The sequence below is a fragment of the Pedobacter sp. MC2016-15 genome (assembly GCF_026239695.1).
Lineage (GTDB): Bacteria > Bacteroidota > Bacteroidia > Sphingobacteriales > Sphingobacteriaceae > Pedobacter.
In genome coordinates, this window is the sequence record NZ_JAPIVS010000007.1 from 85,627 (window position 1) to 102,760 (window position 17,134).

Genomic DNA, 17,134 nt, shown 5'->3' on the forward strand with positions numbered 1-17,134 from the left:
TTGCCTTTGAGAAACACTTTTACGTTGCTGATCTTCCTGGTTCTTTCATTCTGCGGCATTCATGTTTTTGCCCAGGTGAGACGCGTAGTTCCCTCCAGGGACACTACCAGGAATACTTTTGGCCTAAGGGAAAAGCAAAGACTGGGTATCAGGCAACCTTTTAATTCATTTGCGCCGCTTCCTGATAACATGACAAGGGAGGTGGAGTACGATGCGCTGAACAAAAGGTATATCATCAGGGAAAGAGTGGGAGGAAGGATGCTCGGTCTGCCGCAGTATCTGACCATCGATCAGTACCAGCGCCTGGTGAACAGCGAAATCAAACGCAATAACTGGCGTGAAATTTCCAATTCAGAAGTTGATGAGATCAGGAATACGGGGGTGATCCCGAGTCTGACCATTGAAAACAGATCTTTTGCCCGTTTATTTGGTGGCAACCAGATCAATATCCAGCCGAGGGGGGAGGCAGAGCTCACATTTCTGGGCAGAGTAAACAAAAATGAGAATCCCCTCTTTAATGAGCGGCAGCGCAAGCAGAGCAATTTCGATTTTAACCAGCGTATCCAGATGGATGTGGTGGGTAATATCGGAACGAAGCTGAAGCTGAACATGAACTACAACACCGAAGCCCAGTTCGACTTTGAAAACCAGATTAAACTGGACTACACGGGGGGCGAGGATGACATCATCAAAAAAATTGAAGCGGGTAACGTAAGTATGCCGCTGAGCACTGCCCTCATCCCCGGAACGCAGGCGCTATTCGGAATCAAAACCCAGCTCCAGTTTGGGAAACTGAATGTGACCTCGGTTTTCTCGCAGCAGAAATCGCAGTCGCGCGAACTCAAAATCACCAATGGTGCCCAGCAGAATGAATTCAGGCTTGGTGCCGATAACTATGAGGCCAACAAACATTATTTCCTCGCCAAATATTTCAGGGATACCTACAACAGATCCCTGGCTACTCCACCTACGGTTTTATCCGGAATCAACATCACGAAAATAGAAGTCTGGATAACCAATAAAACTGGAAACACCCAGGACTCAAGGGACGTACTGGGGCTGATTGACCTGGGAGAAAACCAGCCATTTAATACGGGACAGATTGTAGGTGGGGCGGGTTTCTCAGTAGTGCCATCCGGATATTTACTGCAGGGCAGCCGGCAATCCAACGACCTGCTGACCAAACTGCCCGCGGGAGCACGGCAGACGAACTCCAATGATATCATTTCTTTCTTCCAGGCAAATGGAGGAACTGATAACTTCGGAAAGATGACCTATGCCCGGAAGCTGTCAGACAGGGAATATACCTTACATACCCAACTGGGTTATATCTCGCTGAACAATCCTTTAAATGCAGATGAGATTCTGGCTGTAGCTTTCAGGTATACCTTTAACGGCGTGGAATATCAGGTGGGGGAGTTCTCTACCGATGTGAGTTTTGATCAGGCTTCGCCAAAAGTGCTGTATGCGAAGTTGCTGAAGAACGAGACGCTGAAGACCAATCTGCCTACCTGGGACCTGATGATGAAAAATATTTACTCCATCGGGGGATACCAGATCAGTCCGCAGAACTTCAGACTGGATGTATTGCGTCTGGATAATGAATCGGGTATTGAAAAACCGGTGATGTCTGAAGGGATCAACACCGCGAATAAACTCTGGATTAACCTGACGGGACTGGACAGGTTAAACCAGCAGAATGAACGCAAGCCTGACGGGGCTTTCGACTTTGCGGCGGAAGATAAACCTTTCGCCAGTACGGCCAGTTCAGGTACACAGACCTCAGCAGGAAATATGAATGTGCCGGGAAACTTTGGTGCGGGTACAACGAGTAATGGCCTTTCTTCATTCATCACGAATACCAGTGCGGGCTATGTGACGATTGATCCCCTTAACGGCAGGGTGATCTTTCCGGTGGTGGAGCCTTTTGGTAAAGACCTGGCCTCACAGTTTAATCCCGGGGAGCAGAACCTGATCGACAAATATACTTTTCCGGCCCTCTATGACTCTACCAAGGTGGTTGCACAGCAGCTGTTTACCAAACAAAACAGGTTTATCATCAGAGGAGCATTTCAGTCGGAAGTAGCTTCAGAATTTAGTCTGAACTCTATCAATGTACCCGAAGGCTCTGTAAAAGTATTTTCCGGAACAATTCCTTTACAGGAAGGTGTGGATTTTACAGTGGATTACCAGGGCGGACGTGTAAAGATCATCAATGCGGGCTTACTGATCTCCGGTCAGCCGATCAGGATTACAACGGAGAACAGTGAGCTGTTTGGTTTACAGCAGCGCTCACTCTTTGGGACCCGTCTGGATTACCGCGTGAACAATAAGCTGAATCTTGGAGGTACCTACCTGAACCTGACGGAGAAGCCGCTGACGCCAAAGGTTAACCTGGGCGAGGAGCCGATCAGCAACACCATCTACGGGCTGGACCTGAACTACAGTTCTTCCTCCAGGTTTCTGACGAAGATGGTGGACCGCCTACCGTTCATCTCTACAAAAGCGCCTTCGAAGATCAGCTTCTCGGCAGAATTTGCGCAGCTGGTGCCGGGGCATCCGGGGGCATTGAACAGCGCCGGAGATAAGGGTGGGGTGAGTTATCTGGATGACTTTGAAGCTACGCGCTCGGTGATTGATCTGAAAAGTGCGATCGCCTGGCAGTTGTCGGCCACGCCACAGCTTTTCCAGGAATCACAGCTGATAGATAATCTTGCCTATGGCTACAACCGGGCGAAGATGGCCTTTTACAACATCGACCCTACATTTTATAACAGCGCCGGAACGAACCTTCCGGCCAGCATCAGAAACAACAGGGCGGAGCTGTCCAACCACCTGGTGCGGGAGGTCATTGAGCAGGAGGTTTTTCCATTTAAGGAAACGCCTACAGGACAAAACGTATCGCTGCCTACATTGAACGTTGCCTTTTATCCCACAAAGAGGGGACCGTACAACTACGCTACTACCGGATTTAGTCCAACGGGCGACCTGCAAAACCCGAGATCGCGCTGGGGAGGTATCTTCAGAAAGATTGAGACGAACGACTTCCAGGCGCTGAATATCGAATACATAGAACTCTGGGTGATGGATCCGAATATCTATAAACCGAATTCTCTGGGAGGGGATGTATATTTCAACATCGGGAACCTTTCTGAAGATATCCTGAAGGACGGCAGGAAATCGCTGGAGAACGGGCTTCCTGCAGACGGGGATCCTTCGAAATATGATGAAACCAACTGGGGCCGCGTATCTAAACTGCAGCCGGTGATCCAGGCTTTTGATAACGACCCCGCTGCACGCCGTGCTCAGGATGTGGGTTTGGACGGTTTGTCCAGCAATGATGAAAAGGTGAAATTTGCCGCGCAGATCTCGCAGATCAAAGCACAGCTGAACCCTTCGGCAGCAGCAGAAATTGACAACGACCCAAGTTCTGATAACTATACCTTCTACCGCGGCCCTGCCCTGGATCAGGCAAATGCCGGAATTCTGAAGCGCTATGAAAATTACAACGGCCCTGAGGGAAACTCGAAAACCTCGCAGCAATCGCAGGAGGAGCTGGGCATAGACAACTCGGCCTCTACCTCATTACCTGATGCGGAGGATGTGAACAGGGATAACAACATGACGCAGAGTGATGAGTATTTTCAGTACAAAGTGTCGATGCGCAAGGGCGATCTGGAAGTGGGCAAAAACTACGTGACCGACGCCGTAACTTCGCAGGTGAAGCTGGCGAACGGGCAGACACAGCCGGTTACCTGGTACCAGATCCGCATCCCTCTGGCAGATTATGAACAAAAGGTTGGGAATATCCAGGACTTTAAATCTATCCGTTTCTTTAGGATGTTCCTGACGAATTTTGCGGATACTACGGTGCTGAGGTTTGCAAAGATACAGCTGGTACGTGGGGATTGGAGACAGTACAATTCGCTGAATGAAAGTTCACAGATCATCACCGATCCGGCATTGAATACGGTGACGGCAGATAACTCGACGATTGAGCTGACTACCGTCAACATTGAAGAGAACGGAAAGCGCTCGCCTATCCCGTATGTGATCCCTCCGGGAATTATCAGGGAGCTGGACTATAATAACTACAGAACGGATACAAAACTCAACGAGCAGTCGCTCGCTTTCACGATACGCAACCTGCGCGATGGTTATGGCAGGGCGACTTTTAAAACTACGCTGAGTGATTTCAGATCGTACAAACGTCTGAAAATGTTTGTGCATCTTGAAGCGCTGGGCAATACAGTGATTAACAATGGCGATCTGCATGCATTTATCAGGGTTGGAGCGGATAATCAGGATAACTACTATGAGTATTCACAGCCGATGACGGTGACGCCACCAAACACCAGTAACCCGGATGCGATCTGGCCGGATGCCAACGTGATGGATATTGAGCTGAAGCTGTTCCAGGATGCCAAGCTGGCACGGAACAGGGCCAGGGATGTGAATGGAGCCTTATGGGATATCAGTAAACCATTTACCTATGTAGTAGAGGGCAACAGGACCATCACGATCAAGGGGCAACCTGACATGGGCCAGGTGAAGGTGTATATGCTGGGGGTAAGAAACCCGCTGAAGAATGCGGCCATTCCGGGAGCTGATGACGGGCTGGAGAAAAGTGCGCAGCTCTGGTTTAATGAATTGAGGCTTACAGAATTTGATGAACGCGGGGGATGGGCGGCAGCGGCAAGGATGAACGCGCAGCTGGCAGATTTTGCAGAGGTAAATGTATCGGGAAGTAAAACGACGATCGGCTTTGGCTCACTGGACAGCCGCGTGAGTGAACGTAACAGGGATGACAATGTATTTTTTGATATCTCTTCAAATATTCAGCTGGGCAAGTTCTTCCCGCAGAAGTCGGGTTTGAAGGTGCCGATGTTTGTGAGTTACTCTAACCAGGTGAGCACGCCGCAGTATGATCCGAAGATGCCGGATATTGAACTGAAAAGGGCTGTAGCGACAGCCACCAGGGAGGAGAAAAAGGAAATCCTGGACTACTCTCAGGATGTAACAACACGCAACAGTATCAACTTTACGAATGTACATAAGGAACGTACCGACCCTTCGAGGAAACCGCAGGTGTGGGATGTGGAGAACCTTAGTGCCAGTTACTCCTTTACGAAATTCCTGCACCATGATTTTATCAACCAGAATACGGTGCAGAAAACTACGTTTGCATCGCTGGCATACAATTACTCCGGACAATCGAAGAACTATCGTCCATTTGACAAGATCATCAAAAACAATACGCTGGCGTTGTTGCGGGATGTGAACTTCAGTCTGCTGCCAAGTGCGATCAATTTCAGGATTGATGTAAACCGCTTTTACTCGGAGAACAGTTTGCGGAACAATGATCCTACCAACAGTATCCCGATCAATACCACCTATAATAAGAACTTCCTGATCACGCGGGTATATGCGATTTCCTGGAACCTGACGAAGTCGATGACTATAGATTTTGACGCAACGAACTATTCCATCATCGATGAACCGGAAGGCAGGATCAACGGCCTGAAAAGGGATACCGTATGGCAGAACCTGAAAAGCCTGGGCCGTACCACTGATTACAGTCATAACCTGAACATCACTTATACGCTGCCGCTAAACAAGATCCCGGGAATGGACTGGGTAAATGTGGCTACCCGTTACGGAACAAACTTTAACTGGCAGACAGAGCCTTTGTCGACACTGAACGACCCGAATATTAATCTCGGAAATACGATTCAGAACTCGAGGACGATCCAGCTGAACCCTACGCTGAACTTCAACGGGCTGTACAATAAGTTTGGGGCACTGCGCAACATGAAGGATGGTGATGGCAGCGGATTTTCAGGGGTGATGGCCAACCTGCTGACCAGCATTAAAAACATTAACGCGGCGTACACACAAACCAAAGGGATCTTCCTGCCGGGCTACCTCCCGAGAACAAGTTATTTTGGTATCGATGATCTCACGGGTGCCCCCGGTCTGGGTTTTGTTTTCGGAAGCCAGAGGGACATCAGGCAGATGGCACTGAACAATGGCTGGATCACCAGAGATACGCTCCAGCAGCAGCTGTATATCAATACGCTTAGGGAGGACATCAGCGTGACGAGTGTGCTGGAGCCCTTCCGGGATTTAAGGATTACGCTGACAGCAAACAAGAACAGGACACTGAACTATTCCACGAACTTCAGGTACGACAATACCAGTCAGGCTTTCCGGAATCTGAGTCCGTATACCACGGGTGATTACAGTATTTCATTTATCACGCTGGGAACGGCATTCTCGGAGAAGGCCGGCAGTACGGTATCACAGCTGTACAACCGTTTTATGGCGAACCGCAGTGTCATCTCGCAGCGTCTGGGGGCTTTAAACCCGAATTCAAGAGGGCTGAGCGGGGGATTTGCTGATGGTTATGATCAGAACTCTCAGGATGTGATTATCTCGGCATTTATGGCTGCTTACAGGGGTAAAGATGCTTCAACCTCGAGTCTGAATGCTTTCCCTAAGATTCCTCTGCCCAACTGGCGTATCAACTACGGCGGACTGGGCAGGCTGGACTTTATGGCGGAGACTTTTAAATCGATCGATCTGAGACATGCCTACCGCTCTGTGTACAGTGTAAACGGTTTCAACTCACTGCTGCGCTATACGGAGAACAATGGTTTTTCGAATACAAGGGATGATAACCAGAACTTCCTTCCCTTTTACCAGTTCCAGCAGGTAACGATTGCAGAAACTTTCTCGCCGCTGATCGGTGTGGACACGCGGTTGAAGAATAATCTGACGGCGAATTTTGAGATCGGCAGAACGCGGTTGCTGGGTCTGAGCCTCTCCAACAGTCAGCTGGCACAGCTGTCGGAGAATAACCTGGTGTTTGGAATCGGCTACAGAACGACGAAGTTCAGGTTCCCTTTCGGGCTGTTCAAGGAGCTGAAGCTGGACAACAACATGGACTTTAAACTGGATCTTGCCATACGGGACAACAAAACCGTGATCTACAGGGCGGACGTGCTGGAAGCAGAAGTTTCTTCGGGAGCCAAAAATATCACTTACAGGCCTACAGTGGATTACATCCTGAACCAGCGTTTCAATATCAAATTATTCTATGATGCGAACCTGACCAAGCCTTATACCTCGCAAACCTTTAATACTTCGTTCAGCAATTTCGGCTTTAGTTTGCGTATTACACTGAATTAGCCTTGCTAAGAAGCAGATATTATTTACCTTTGGTTCATACAAACAAAACCAAACAAGAAAATGAATTTTCCATCAGAACTAAAGTACACGAAAGACCACGAATGGGTTAGAGTTGAAGGTAATGAAGCCTTTATTGGTATTACTGATTTTGCACAACGCGAACTGGGTGACATCGTTTATATCGATATCAATACAGTAGGTGATGAGATTAGCAAAGATGAAGTTTTTGGTACTGTTGAGGCGGTTAAAACTGTGTCTGATCTTTACATGCCTGTTACTGCAACAGTCCTGGAAGTAAATACAGCATTAAACGACAATCCTGAACTGGTAAATTCTGATCCTTATGGTGAAGGATGGATGGTTAAAGCTACAATCTCTGATGCTTCTCAGGTAGAAGGTTTGTTAACTGCAGAAGCTTATCAGGCCTTAGTTGGTGCATAGATCATACAATGAGTAAAATGAAAACATTATCATATCAGCGATGGACGGTTCTCTGGACGGTCGTGATCCTGATATTTTGTACTGCGAAAATGCCCGATACCCAAGGTTCGGGCTTTTTCTTTGCTGGATTTGACAAGCTGGTGCATCTGGGATTTTTCTTTGTGCTGAGCATTTTGTTGTTCTACGGAAAAATTAAAAGCCAGTCGAGCTACAGTTTCAGGGTGATGACGATCTTTAAGATCGTTGCGCTGACCTTCTTTGTAGGTGCAGGAATTGAGGTTCTTCAGCTGGAGTTGTTTCCCTACAGATCTGCCGAATGGTGGGACCTGGGTGCGGATATGATGGGGGTGATGATGGCGGTATTTAGCTACATTCTTTTACACCGGTCAAACTACAATGAGTCTGCAATGAGCAGGGAAATCCGTAAGAACAATGAAGCTGCACTTGAAGAAGCTGTTGAAGTTGAGAAAAAATAGTTTTTATTTTACCAAATAATTTTCCGATGAAGACAAGGTATAGTATTTTATTTCTGGGAGTAGTGATGCTGGCCAGCGGATGCAGGATCTTTAAACCGGGCTGCAACTGTCCGCATGTAGTTTCTGCTGCGGAGCTCAAAAAACAGGAAGTTAAAAGATCCTGATTTTTAATACATAATGGATATCCCTATCCTGTGTATTTAATTTGTTACCCTTCTTTCTGTTTGTCATTTCAAACTATTTGCAGGAACTGGAGTCTGATACCTTAGACAAACAAACATACTCCTCATTCTTGATGACAACTTCTACAAAAAATCTGCTGCTGATAGCTTTTCTTCTGATCAGCTTCTCCTCATTTGCTCAAACCAAAAATGGTTCCGTGACCGGAAAAGTGGTGAATGCCAAAGACCGCCTGCCTGTAGATTTTGCTTCTGTAGCAGTCAAAAATTTAGCGGATACTACACAGACCTCAGTAATCAATACACAGGCTGATGGTTCTTTTTCTATCGGCGGACTTGCCCCAGGCAGCTATCGCCTGACGGTGGCTTATCTGGGTTTAACTAACCTGAACAAGCAATTCTCTATCAGTGCTGCGGCTCCCCAAGCTGCTTTGGGTGAACTGGCCATGGAAAACGGTGGGGTAGATTTGAAAACAGTGGTGATCAATGGGGTGGTGACACCGGTAACGGTAAAAACGGACACCGTAGAATACGATGCGAAAGCATTTAAGGTGAGGGAGAATGCCGTAGTGGAGGATGTGCTCAAGAAATTACCAGGTGTGGATGTAGCTAAGGATGGCTCTGTCAAAGCGCAGGGGGAAACGATTACCCGCGTGCGCGTAGATGGAAAGGACTTTTTTGGGAACGACCCGCTGCTGGCCACTAAAAACCTGCCGGCGGATATGATCGAGAAGATCCAGGTGATTGACCTGCTGTCTGACCAGGCGCAGTTTACGGGTGTGGATGACGGCAACAGGGAGAAGATCATTAATATCACGACGAAGAAGGATATGAAGAATGGCTATTTCGGAAATTCTTCTGCCGGCTATGGTACCAACTCAGGTGCAGGAACGGACCCGCGGTATGATGTAAGTATCAATGCAAATAAATTTAACCAGGACCAGCAGTTTTCTGTAATCGGCCAGTTCAACAATGTAAACAAGCAGAATTTTGGCAGTGGTGGCGGAGGCGGTAACCGTGGTGGTGGTGGCGGAAGAGGTGGATTTGGTGGTGGTGTCAGCACTGGTGCGCCGCAGCAGGGAATTACCACGACCAATGCTTTCGGGCTCAACTTTGCGGATGTGTATACCGATGAGACAAAGATCACAGCCAGTTACTTTTTTAATAAAAGTTCTCTTTTTAATGATCAGAGCAGTTTAAGACAGAACTTACTGGGGAACAGTACAACAACTTTTGATGAAGACCTGAACAGTCTGACTGACAGAAAGAATCACCGCTTTAACTTTATGATCGATACAAAGATCGATACGGCGACAACGATTCGTATTGAACCGGCAGTAACGTATACGGAAAGTGGTCTGAACCAGAATAGTTCCTATGTGAATACCTACGCTACTTCGCAAACCGTAGGAACGCAACGCCTGAATACAAAGACAACTGCACCAACGGTTAATAACAATATCCTGTTGCGTCATAAGTTCCCGAAAAAAGGGCGTACATTATCATTGAATATCAGAACGACGATCAATGAGAGTGATGGCAGAAACTTCAATACGATCCTCAACAGGACGACCTCTGGTCTGGATTCGCTGACACTGGACAATACAGATCAGCTGAATAATACAAATTCCAATTCAATCAGCAATACCTCAAGGCTGGTCTATACAGAACCGCTGTCGAAAACGCTAAGCCTGGAACTGAACTATCAGAACGTCTATAATTTTGATAACAGTGAGCGACTGACCTATAATTATAACACGGTTACTTCACTGTATGATATTCCTGATTTTACATATACCAATACCTACGAAAACAAGACTTTAACGAATGCGGTGGGTGCCAGCATCAACAAGACGGCCAGTAAGTACAACTGGAACATCGGACTGGCAGTGCAGAATGTAGACAGAAGAAATGATAACCTGACTACAGGCAATGTTTTTGATCAGAATTTTAACAATATTGTGCCGAGCGGGCAGCTGCGTTATAACTTCAGTAAAAGCAAAAGACTGGTGATCAGATACCGCGGAAGTACACAACAACCGTCAATTACCCAGATACAGCCTATTCCTGATAACTCGAATACACAGAGTATACCTATTGGTAATCCGGATCTGAAACCGGCCTTTACAAATAACATGACGGTGCTGTACAATAATTTTGATTTTGCCCATTTCCGCTCGCTGTTTATTTTCGCTAATCTGAGTCAGACGATCAATGCCTTTGGTAATAACAATACACTGATCAATGATGCCAATGATCCTAATTTTGGTAAGATCGCAGTAGTTCCTGTAAACGTGCACGGTGTGTATCAGGGTACACTGGGTTCATCCCTGGGATTGCCGATTATAAAAGAAAATAAGCTGAACCTGAATATTGACCTCGGAGGTACCTACGCAAGAGGAGTGAACTTTACAAACTCGATTGAGAATATTACCAATGATGTTTCTGTTACCAATAAATACAGGCTGGTGAGTTCTATGGATAAACTGGATCTGACGGCAGGTATTGCAGGATCAATCAACAGGGCTACTTACTCTGCACAATCCAATGCGAATACGACATATTATACGCTGAACCCTACTGCCAATGTGAGTTATATGTTCCCTGGGGAATTCAGGCTGGCCATAGATGCAGATTATTATCAAAATACGGGCAGGGGTCCTGGGTTTGATACCAACTATACCATTGTGAACGGTTATATCAGTAAACAGTTTTTCAAAAACCGGGGAACCTTTAAGCTGTCGGTAAATGATGCGCTGAACCAGAATCAGGGAATCACCAGAACATCGAGCAATAACACGATCACGGATTTGAGATACAATGTGCTTAAGCGGTTCTATATGTTTTCCTTCACTTATTCGTTAAACCGTATGGGTGGCAGGAACATGAACAACATGACGCCTGGTCAGCGCGGAGAGCGTGGAGATCGCGGCATGGGAGGCGGCATGGGTGGCTTTGGTGGCGGCGGAAGACGAGGAGGAATGTAATTTCTGCATCATCTATGCAGGTGATATGTGACTCATTATTTGGATTTATTATCGATAAAGGGTAAATTGCCAGCTAATTTAAGGTATGAATCTTTCACATTTAAAACCAGGAGAACGCGGCACAATCGTAGCTTTTACAGATCTTGAAATGTCTGTAAAATTAATGGAAATGGGCTGTCTGCCTGGGGAGATGGTTGAAGTTGAGCGTTTTGCCCCTTTAGGTGATCCTATGGCAATCCGTGTGGCGGGATACCAGCTTTGTTTGCGTAAAGACGAAGCTTCAGTTATTATCATTACATAGACACATTGAGCCATATTCTAAAAATCGCGTTGGTTGGTAATCCCAATACGGGAAAATCAACTTTGTTTAACTTACTTACAGGATTGAACCAGAAGATCGGGAACTTTCCCGGTATCACGGTTGACAAGAAGGTAGGTTATTGCAAATTGACGCCCGATCAGCAGGCTGAAGTAACCGACCTTCCGGGAACTTATAGTTTATACCCAAAAAGTAAAGACGAAAGCATAGTTTTCCAGGTCCTGGCAGATAAAGGCAATGCGAATCATCCTGATATGATCGTGGTTGTTGCCGACGCGACCAACCTGCGCAGAAACCTGCTGTTGTATTCTCAGGTGGCGGATCTGAATATTCCTGTGGTACTGGCGCTGAACATGACGGATATGGCGAAGAAAGAGGGGATCAACATCAACGTTGATAAACTCTCTGCCAAACTGGGTATACAGGTGGTGCCGATTTCTGCCCGCAGTAATACGGGACTGAAAGAGCTGAAACAGGCCATCGCCAATATTACTCCTATTGCTACGCAGGAAAAAGGTGCTGATATGAAAGTACTGGCCGGAGGAGCGATTGAGGAAGTGAAAACGCTGGTAGGTACGGACAACGATTATTATGCCCTGCAGTTGCTGCACCAGCATGAACATCTGGAATGTTATACCTCTCAATACGAGGAGTTTGAAACGATTGAAAGAAATCACCATTTTGAATCTTCGAAACTGCAGGCGGCAGAAACAATTGCTCGCTACAAACACTTAAGTACAATCTTATCTGACGTGATTGAGGATACGGGAACAGCAAAGAAGTTTGTGATCAGTGACCGTATTGATGCGATCCTGACGAACCGCTTCTGGGGTTTCTTCATTTTCCTTTTCATCTTACTTTTTGTTTTCAATGCTATATTTTCATGGGCAAGTTATCCTATGGACCTCATTGAAGAATCCTTTGCATGGCTGACCAGCACGGGGCATGAGCATCTTCCCCCAGGTGTTTTAACCGACCTCCTACTGGACGGGGTGGTAGCCGGATTGGGAGGGATTGTGATCTTTATTCCGCAGATTGCGATTCTCTTTGCCTTTATTTCTATCCTGGAGGATACGGGATATATGGCGAGGGTGACCTTCATGATGGATAAGATCATGCGCAAGTTTGGTCTTAGCGGCAGGTCTGTGGTACCGATGATTGGCAGTCTGGCCTGTGCCGTGCCTTCTATTATGAGTGCAAGAACCATCGAAAGCTGGAAGGACAGGATCATTACGATTATGGTGGCTCCGCTGGTGAGCTGCTCGGCCAGGTTACCGGTATATACCTTGCTGATCTCACTGATTATTCCTGAGGAAAATGTATTTGGCTTTATTAGTCTGCAGGCATTAACGCTGATGGCGATGTACCTGATCAGTATTGTGGCCGCGATGGTCGTAGCTTTTGTGATGAAGTTTATCATCAAGGCCAAAGAGAAATCGTATTTTATCATGGAGCTGCCGGTGTACAGAATGCCACGATGGAAGAATGTGCTTTTTACGATGTATGAGAAATCGAAGACCTTTGTACTGGAAGCAGGAAAGGTGATTATAGCGATCTCTATCGTATTATGGGTGCTGGCAAGTTACGGCCCATCAGAGAAGTTTAAGGCAATTGACAGTAAATATGCACAGATTGAGCTGAAGCAGGATAGCCTGCAGGTGAGTACGCTTGAAAGGGATAAATCAGCAGAGAAGCTGGAGAATTCTTATGCAGGTATACTTGGTCATACGATTGAACCGGTGATCAGACCGCTTGGTTTTGACTGGAAAATCGGTATAGCTCTGATTACATCATTTGCCGCCAGGGAAGCCTTTGTAGGTACAATGGCGACGATTTATAGTGTGGATGGTGTCGCGGATAATGAAGGGACTATACGGGATAAAATGCGGGTTGCCGTGGATGCCAAAACTGGTCTGCCACTGTTTACTTTTGCTACCGGATTTTCGCTGATGTTGTTCTATGCTTTTGCCATGCAATGTATGAGTACGGTGGCTGTGGTATACAGGGAGACAAAAACCTGGAAATGGCCAGTGATACAGACAGTCTACATGACGGTAATGGCTTATGTTGCCAGCTTAATTGCCTATCAGATTTTAAAGTAAATACTTATCTTAGGACTGTGGAAAAAGTGAATGTTTTAGCACAGTATATGCCTCCTGAAGCTGCTCCGGTAATTGCTAAATGGATAGATTATTTTCAGTGCGAATTTAAGATTTCTAAAAGCCGTGCTACCAAGCTTGGGGATTACAGGCATCCATACAAGGAGCTTGGCCACAAAATTTCTGTAAACAATAACCTCAACAGCTACGCTTTTCTGGTAACTACGGTACATGAGTTTGCGCATTTGCTGACCTGGAACGATCACCGGAATAAGGTTAAGCCCCATGGGGAGGAATGGAAAGTTAACTTCAAAAGGATGATGAAGCCCTTTCTGGAGAAACAGGTGTTTCCTGCCGATCTTGAGCTGGCCATCACCAGTTATCTGAATAACCCTTCTGCTTCCAGTTGTACTGACCTGAAGTTATCGCGGGCACTGAAACGTTATGATGCACTGGCGGACCATACACGTCTGGAAGAGTTGCCGCGACATACGGTATTTGCCATCAAGGACGGCCGAAGGTTTAAAAAAGGGGAGCAGTTGCGGAAAAGGTTCAGGTGCGAATGCCTGGATAACGGTAATATCTATTTGTTTAGTCCGCTGGCAGAAGTACTGGTACTGTCTACAGGTACGTAAACTGCCTCTTTATCCTTGATTTTCCATTTTAAGCTGAGTTTATCATCTTTGAATACTGAAGGGAAATTTAAGAGGCTATCTATAAAAGCATCCCTGGTATTGACCAGCAAACTGGCTTTGTAGTTACTGGGATTCTTACTTTTCAGAAAGATATAATGTGCATCAGGATAAGTGGTGATATTATCAAAAACCATCTCAAACTTATCTTTACCTGCGATCGCATCATCCATACTTTTGATATCATCTGTATAATCCTCTGCTGGGTATTTGTTATCCGAAGGCTGGACTAAGAGATAGGGCAATGTAGACAGCGCAGCGGCAGAACCGGCAGTTCTGCTGTCCATTTTGAAGGTTACGTTGTTGCGGAGATAGGTACGGATATTCTTGTATACCTCGACACCTTCATTCATAATTTTGTCCTGCTCTTTTACCAGAATAAGACTATCATTTTTAAAATAATAGCTTTTTACGCTGTTGCTGATGTTGCCATTGGCACTATATGTTTTATACAATTTGCCATCGCCGTAGGCACTGTACTTTTCTGCATACACGGAAAGATCCCCCGAAAGGTAGATCAGGCTATATTCTTTTTTGTAATGGCTTAATGTTCTATCTATAGTAGCAGAGTAGTTGAGGATAGATTTATCAGTCATGCCCGTGGTTCCTCCCTGTCCGGGCAATGCAGCTTGTGGGTGTTCCGATTTAAAGTAATTACAGCTGCAAAATGTAAACAGTAAGCATACTAAACTAAAAAACCGGATCGTGTTCATAAGGTCTTGGTAATTGGGTTGATATCAGCTATAAGGCTATTATCGTGCCAATGAAATCCTTAGTAAGCCAATAATTTTTGGATAGAGGTATGTAACCTGCTTTTGGCGAGAAACTGATCCTCCAGTATATTGTTCATCGGGATGGCGGTATCCAGACTTGCACAACGCATCACAGGGGCATCCAGCATACTGAAGCAGTTCTCGGCAATCCAGGCTGCCAGTTCTGCCCCAAAACCGTTGCTCAGTGTATCTTCATGTAAGATCAGTACTCTTCCTGTCTTTTTTACGGCCTCCGCCACAGCATCCTGATCCCAGGGTTGTAAGCTGCAGAGATCCAGTAGTGTTGCTGACAACTGCGGGTATTCTGCCAGGTAAGCGAGTGCCCAGTGTACCCCAAGGCCGTAGGTGATGATACTGAGTTGCTCACCTTGGCTGAGTACATTCGCTTTACCTATTTGCATGGTATAATACCCCGACGGAACCTGTCCGCTGATGTTTCTGTACAGATATTTATGCTCAAAATACAGTACTGGGTTGGGGTCTTCTATGGCGGCTAACAGTAGTCCTTTCGCATCCGCGGGGAAGGCGGGATACACAATCTTTAAACCCGGTGTTTTCGTAAACCAGGCTTCATTGCTCTGGGAATGGAAAGGTCCGGCACCGGTTCCTGCACCGGTAGGCATTCGGATAACTACATCAGCCTTCTCTCCCCAGCGGTAATGCGTTTTTGCGAGGTTATTTACGATCTGGTTAAATCCACAGGTGACGAAATCAGCAAACTGCATTTCTATCACCGCCTTATATCCATTGATGGACAAGCCCAGTCCGGCACCTACGATGGCGGATTCACAGATGGGGGTATTGCGTACCCTGGCTTTCCCGAACTCCTCAGCAAAACCCTGTGTGATCTTGAAGGCTCCGCCATATTCAGCAATATCCTGGCCCATCAAAATCAGGTTACCGTGCTTTTGCATGCCAGTTCTGAGTCCGTCGCTGATCGCATCAATATACCTCATCTTATTACTTACCCTTGAGGGCGCTGCAGGCAGGGGATGATGTGGTTTGTACATATCACTGAGTTCCTCCTCTGCTGAGGATACCGGTTCAGGATCATGAAAGGATAATTCTATTTCCTGATCAATCTGGATTTTGAAATCTGACCTGATTTTTTGTATGGATTCAGGGCTGAGCACTTGTTGTGCCACCAGATAATCTTCGAAGTTCTGCAGCGGATCTTTCTGCTGCCATTCTTCCAGCAATGCTGCAGGAACATATTTTGTACCTGAGGCTTCCTCATGTCCCCTCATTCTGAAAGTTAAACACTCCACCAGTACCGGTCTGGGCTTAGTTCTTATCTTTTCTGCGATTGCGGAGAGGGTATCCAGCACTTCCAGCACATTGTTGCCATCGATCTGCAAACCTTCGATACCATAACCTGGTGCTTTATCGCTCAGGTTTGCACAATTGTACTGTTCCGTAATGGGAGTAGAGAGGCCATAGCCGTTATTTTCTATAAGAAAGATTACTGGTAAATTCCAAACGGAAGCTACATTGATGGCTTCGTGGAAGTCGCCCTCACTGGTGGCACCTTCACCACTGAAAACTAGTGTAACTTTTTCCTTTTTACCGATCAGATCTGCCAGGGCTATGCCATCTGCAATGGCCAGCTGAGGCCCCAGATGGGAGATCATCCCGATAATCTTATGGTGCTGTGTACCGAAATGGAAGGACCTGTCGCGGCCTTTGGTAAAACCTGTGGCTTTCCCCTGCCATTGTCCCATCAGTTTTCTAAGGGGGATCTTTCTGGCGGTAAAGACACCGAGGTTGCGGTGCATTGGCAGGATATATTCATCGGCATTCATTGCCAGGCTGGCACCAACAGCAATGGCTTCCTGACCGATTCCTGAGAACCATTTTCCTATTCTGCCCTGCCTCAGCAGGATCAGCATTTTTTCTTCGACGAGTCTGGGATAGAGCAATTCCCTATAGATGGATATAAGGGTACTATTGCTTTTATCTCTCCGGTCGAACTGCATA

At 46.4% G+C, this 17,134-nt stretch carries 10 protein-coding genes; 8 read left to right on the forward strand and 2 right to left on the reverse strand.

The annotated features are described in order from the left end of the window. Positions 1-6: 6 nt before the first annotated feature. The 8 genes from sprA to OQY15_RS19130 all read left to right on the forward strand — a co-directional run bounded on the left by sprA (position 7) and on the right by OQY15_RS19130 (position 14,327). Complete coding sequence (sprA, locus tag OQY15_RS19095; RefSeq protein ID WP_322973389.1) at positions 7-7,191, forward strand: cell surface protein SprA; 7,185 nt, start codon at positions 7-9, stop codon at positions 7,189-7,191. A gap of 60 nt (positions 7,192-7,251) precedes the next feature. Further along, entirely contained in the window at positions 7,252-7,632 is a 381-nt protein-coding gene (gcvH, locus tag OQY15_RS19100; RefSeq protein WP_265793531.1) for a glycine cleavage system protein GcvH, read from the forward strand. Positions 7,633-7,649: 17 nt separating this feature from the next. Then, positions 7,650-8,108: a VanZ family protein gene (locus OQY15_RS19105; RefSeq protein ID WP_265793532.1), complete on the forward strand. Its 459-nt coding sequence runs from the start codon at positions 7,650-7,652 to the stop codon at positions 8,106-8,108. A 26-nt stretch (positions 8,109-8,134) separates the two neighbouring features. Beyond that, the gene (locus tag OQY15_RS19110) at positions 8,135-8,272 is read left to right on the forward strand and encodes a hypothetical protein (protein WP_265793533.1); all 138 of its coding nucleotides are present in this window, start codon (positions 8,135-8,137) and stop codon (positions 8,270-8,272) included. 131 nt (positions 8,273-8,403) lie between these two features. Continuing rightward, the gene (locus OQY15_RS19115) at positions 8,404-11,274 is read left to right on the forward strand and encodes an outer membrane beta-barrel family protein (protein WP_265793534.1); all 2,871 of its coding nucleotides are present in this window, start codon (positions 8,404-8,406) and stop codon (positions 11,272-11,274) included. An 85-nt stretch (positions 11,275-11,359) separates the two neighbouring features. Beyond that, entirely contained in the window at positions 11,360-11,575 is a 216-nt protein-coding gene (locus tag OQY15_RS19120; RefSeq protein ID WP_265793535.1) for a FeoA family protein, read from the forward strand. A gap of 5 nt (positions 11,576-11,580) precedes the next feature. Beyond that, positions 11,581-13,695, forward strand: a complete 2,115-nt coding sequence (feoB, locus tag OQY15_RS19125) for a ferrous iron transport protein B (RefSeq protein ID WP_265793536.1) — start codon at positions 11,581-11,583, stop codon at positions 13,693-13,695. A 17-nt stretch (positions 13,696-13,712) separates the two neighbouring features. Beyond that, positions 13,713-14,327: a SprT-like domain-containing protein gene (locus OQY15_RS19130; protein ID WP_265793537.1), complete on the forward strand. Its 615-nt coding sequence runs from the start codon at positions 13,713-13,715 to the stop codon at positions 14,325-14,327. Here OQY15_RS19130 and OQY15_RS19135 read toward each other — a convergent pair. Together OQY15_RS19135 and OQY15_RS19140 are read right to left on the reverse strand one after the other, a co-directional pair. Next, positions 14,276-15,097 (reverse strand): hypothetical protein, encoded by an 822-nt coding sequence (locus OQY15_RS19135; RefSeq protein ID WP_265793538.1) that lies wholly within the window; start codon positions 15,095-15,097, stop codon positions 14,276-14,278. The two genes, OQY15_RS19130 and OQY15_RS19135, sit on opposite strands and share 52 nt — an antisense overlap. Before the next feature lie 59 nt (positions 15,098-15,156). Next, positions 15,157-17,133, reverse strand: coding sequence for an alpha-ketoacid dehydrogenase subunit alpha/beta (locus OQY15_RS19140; protein WP_265793539.1), 1,977 nt, complete (start codon positions 17,131-17,133; stop codon positions 15,157-15,159). Between the last annotated feature and the right edge of the window lies 1 nt (position 17,134).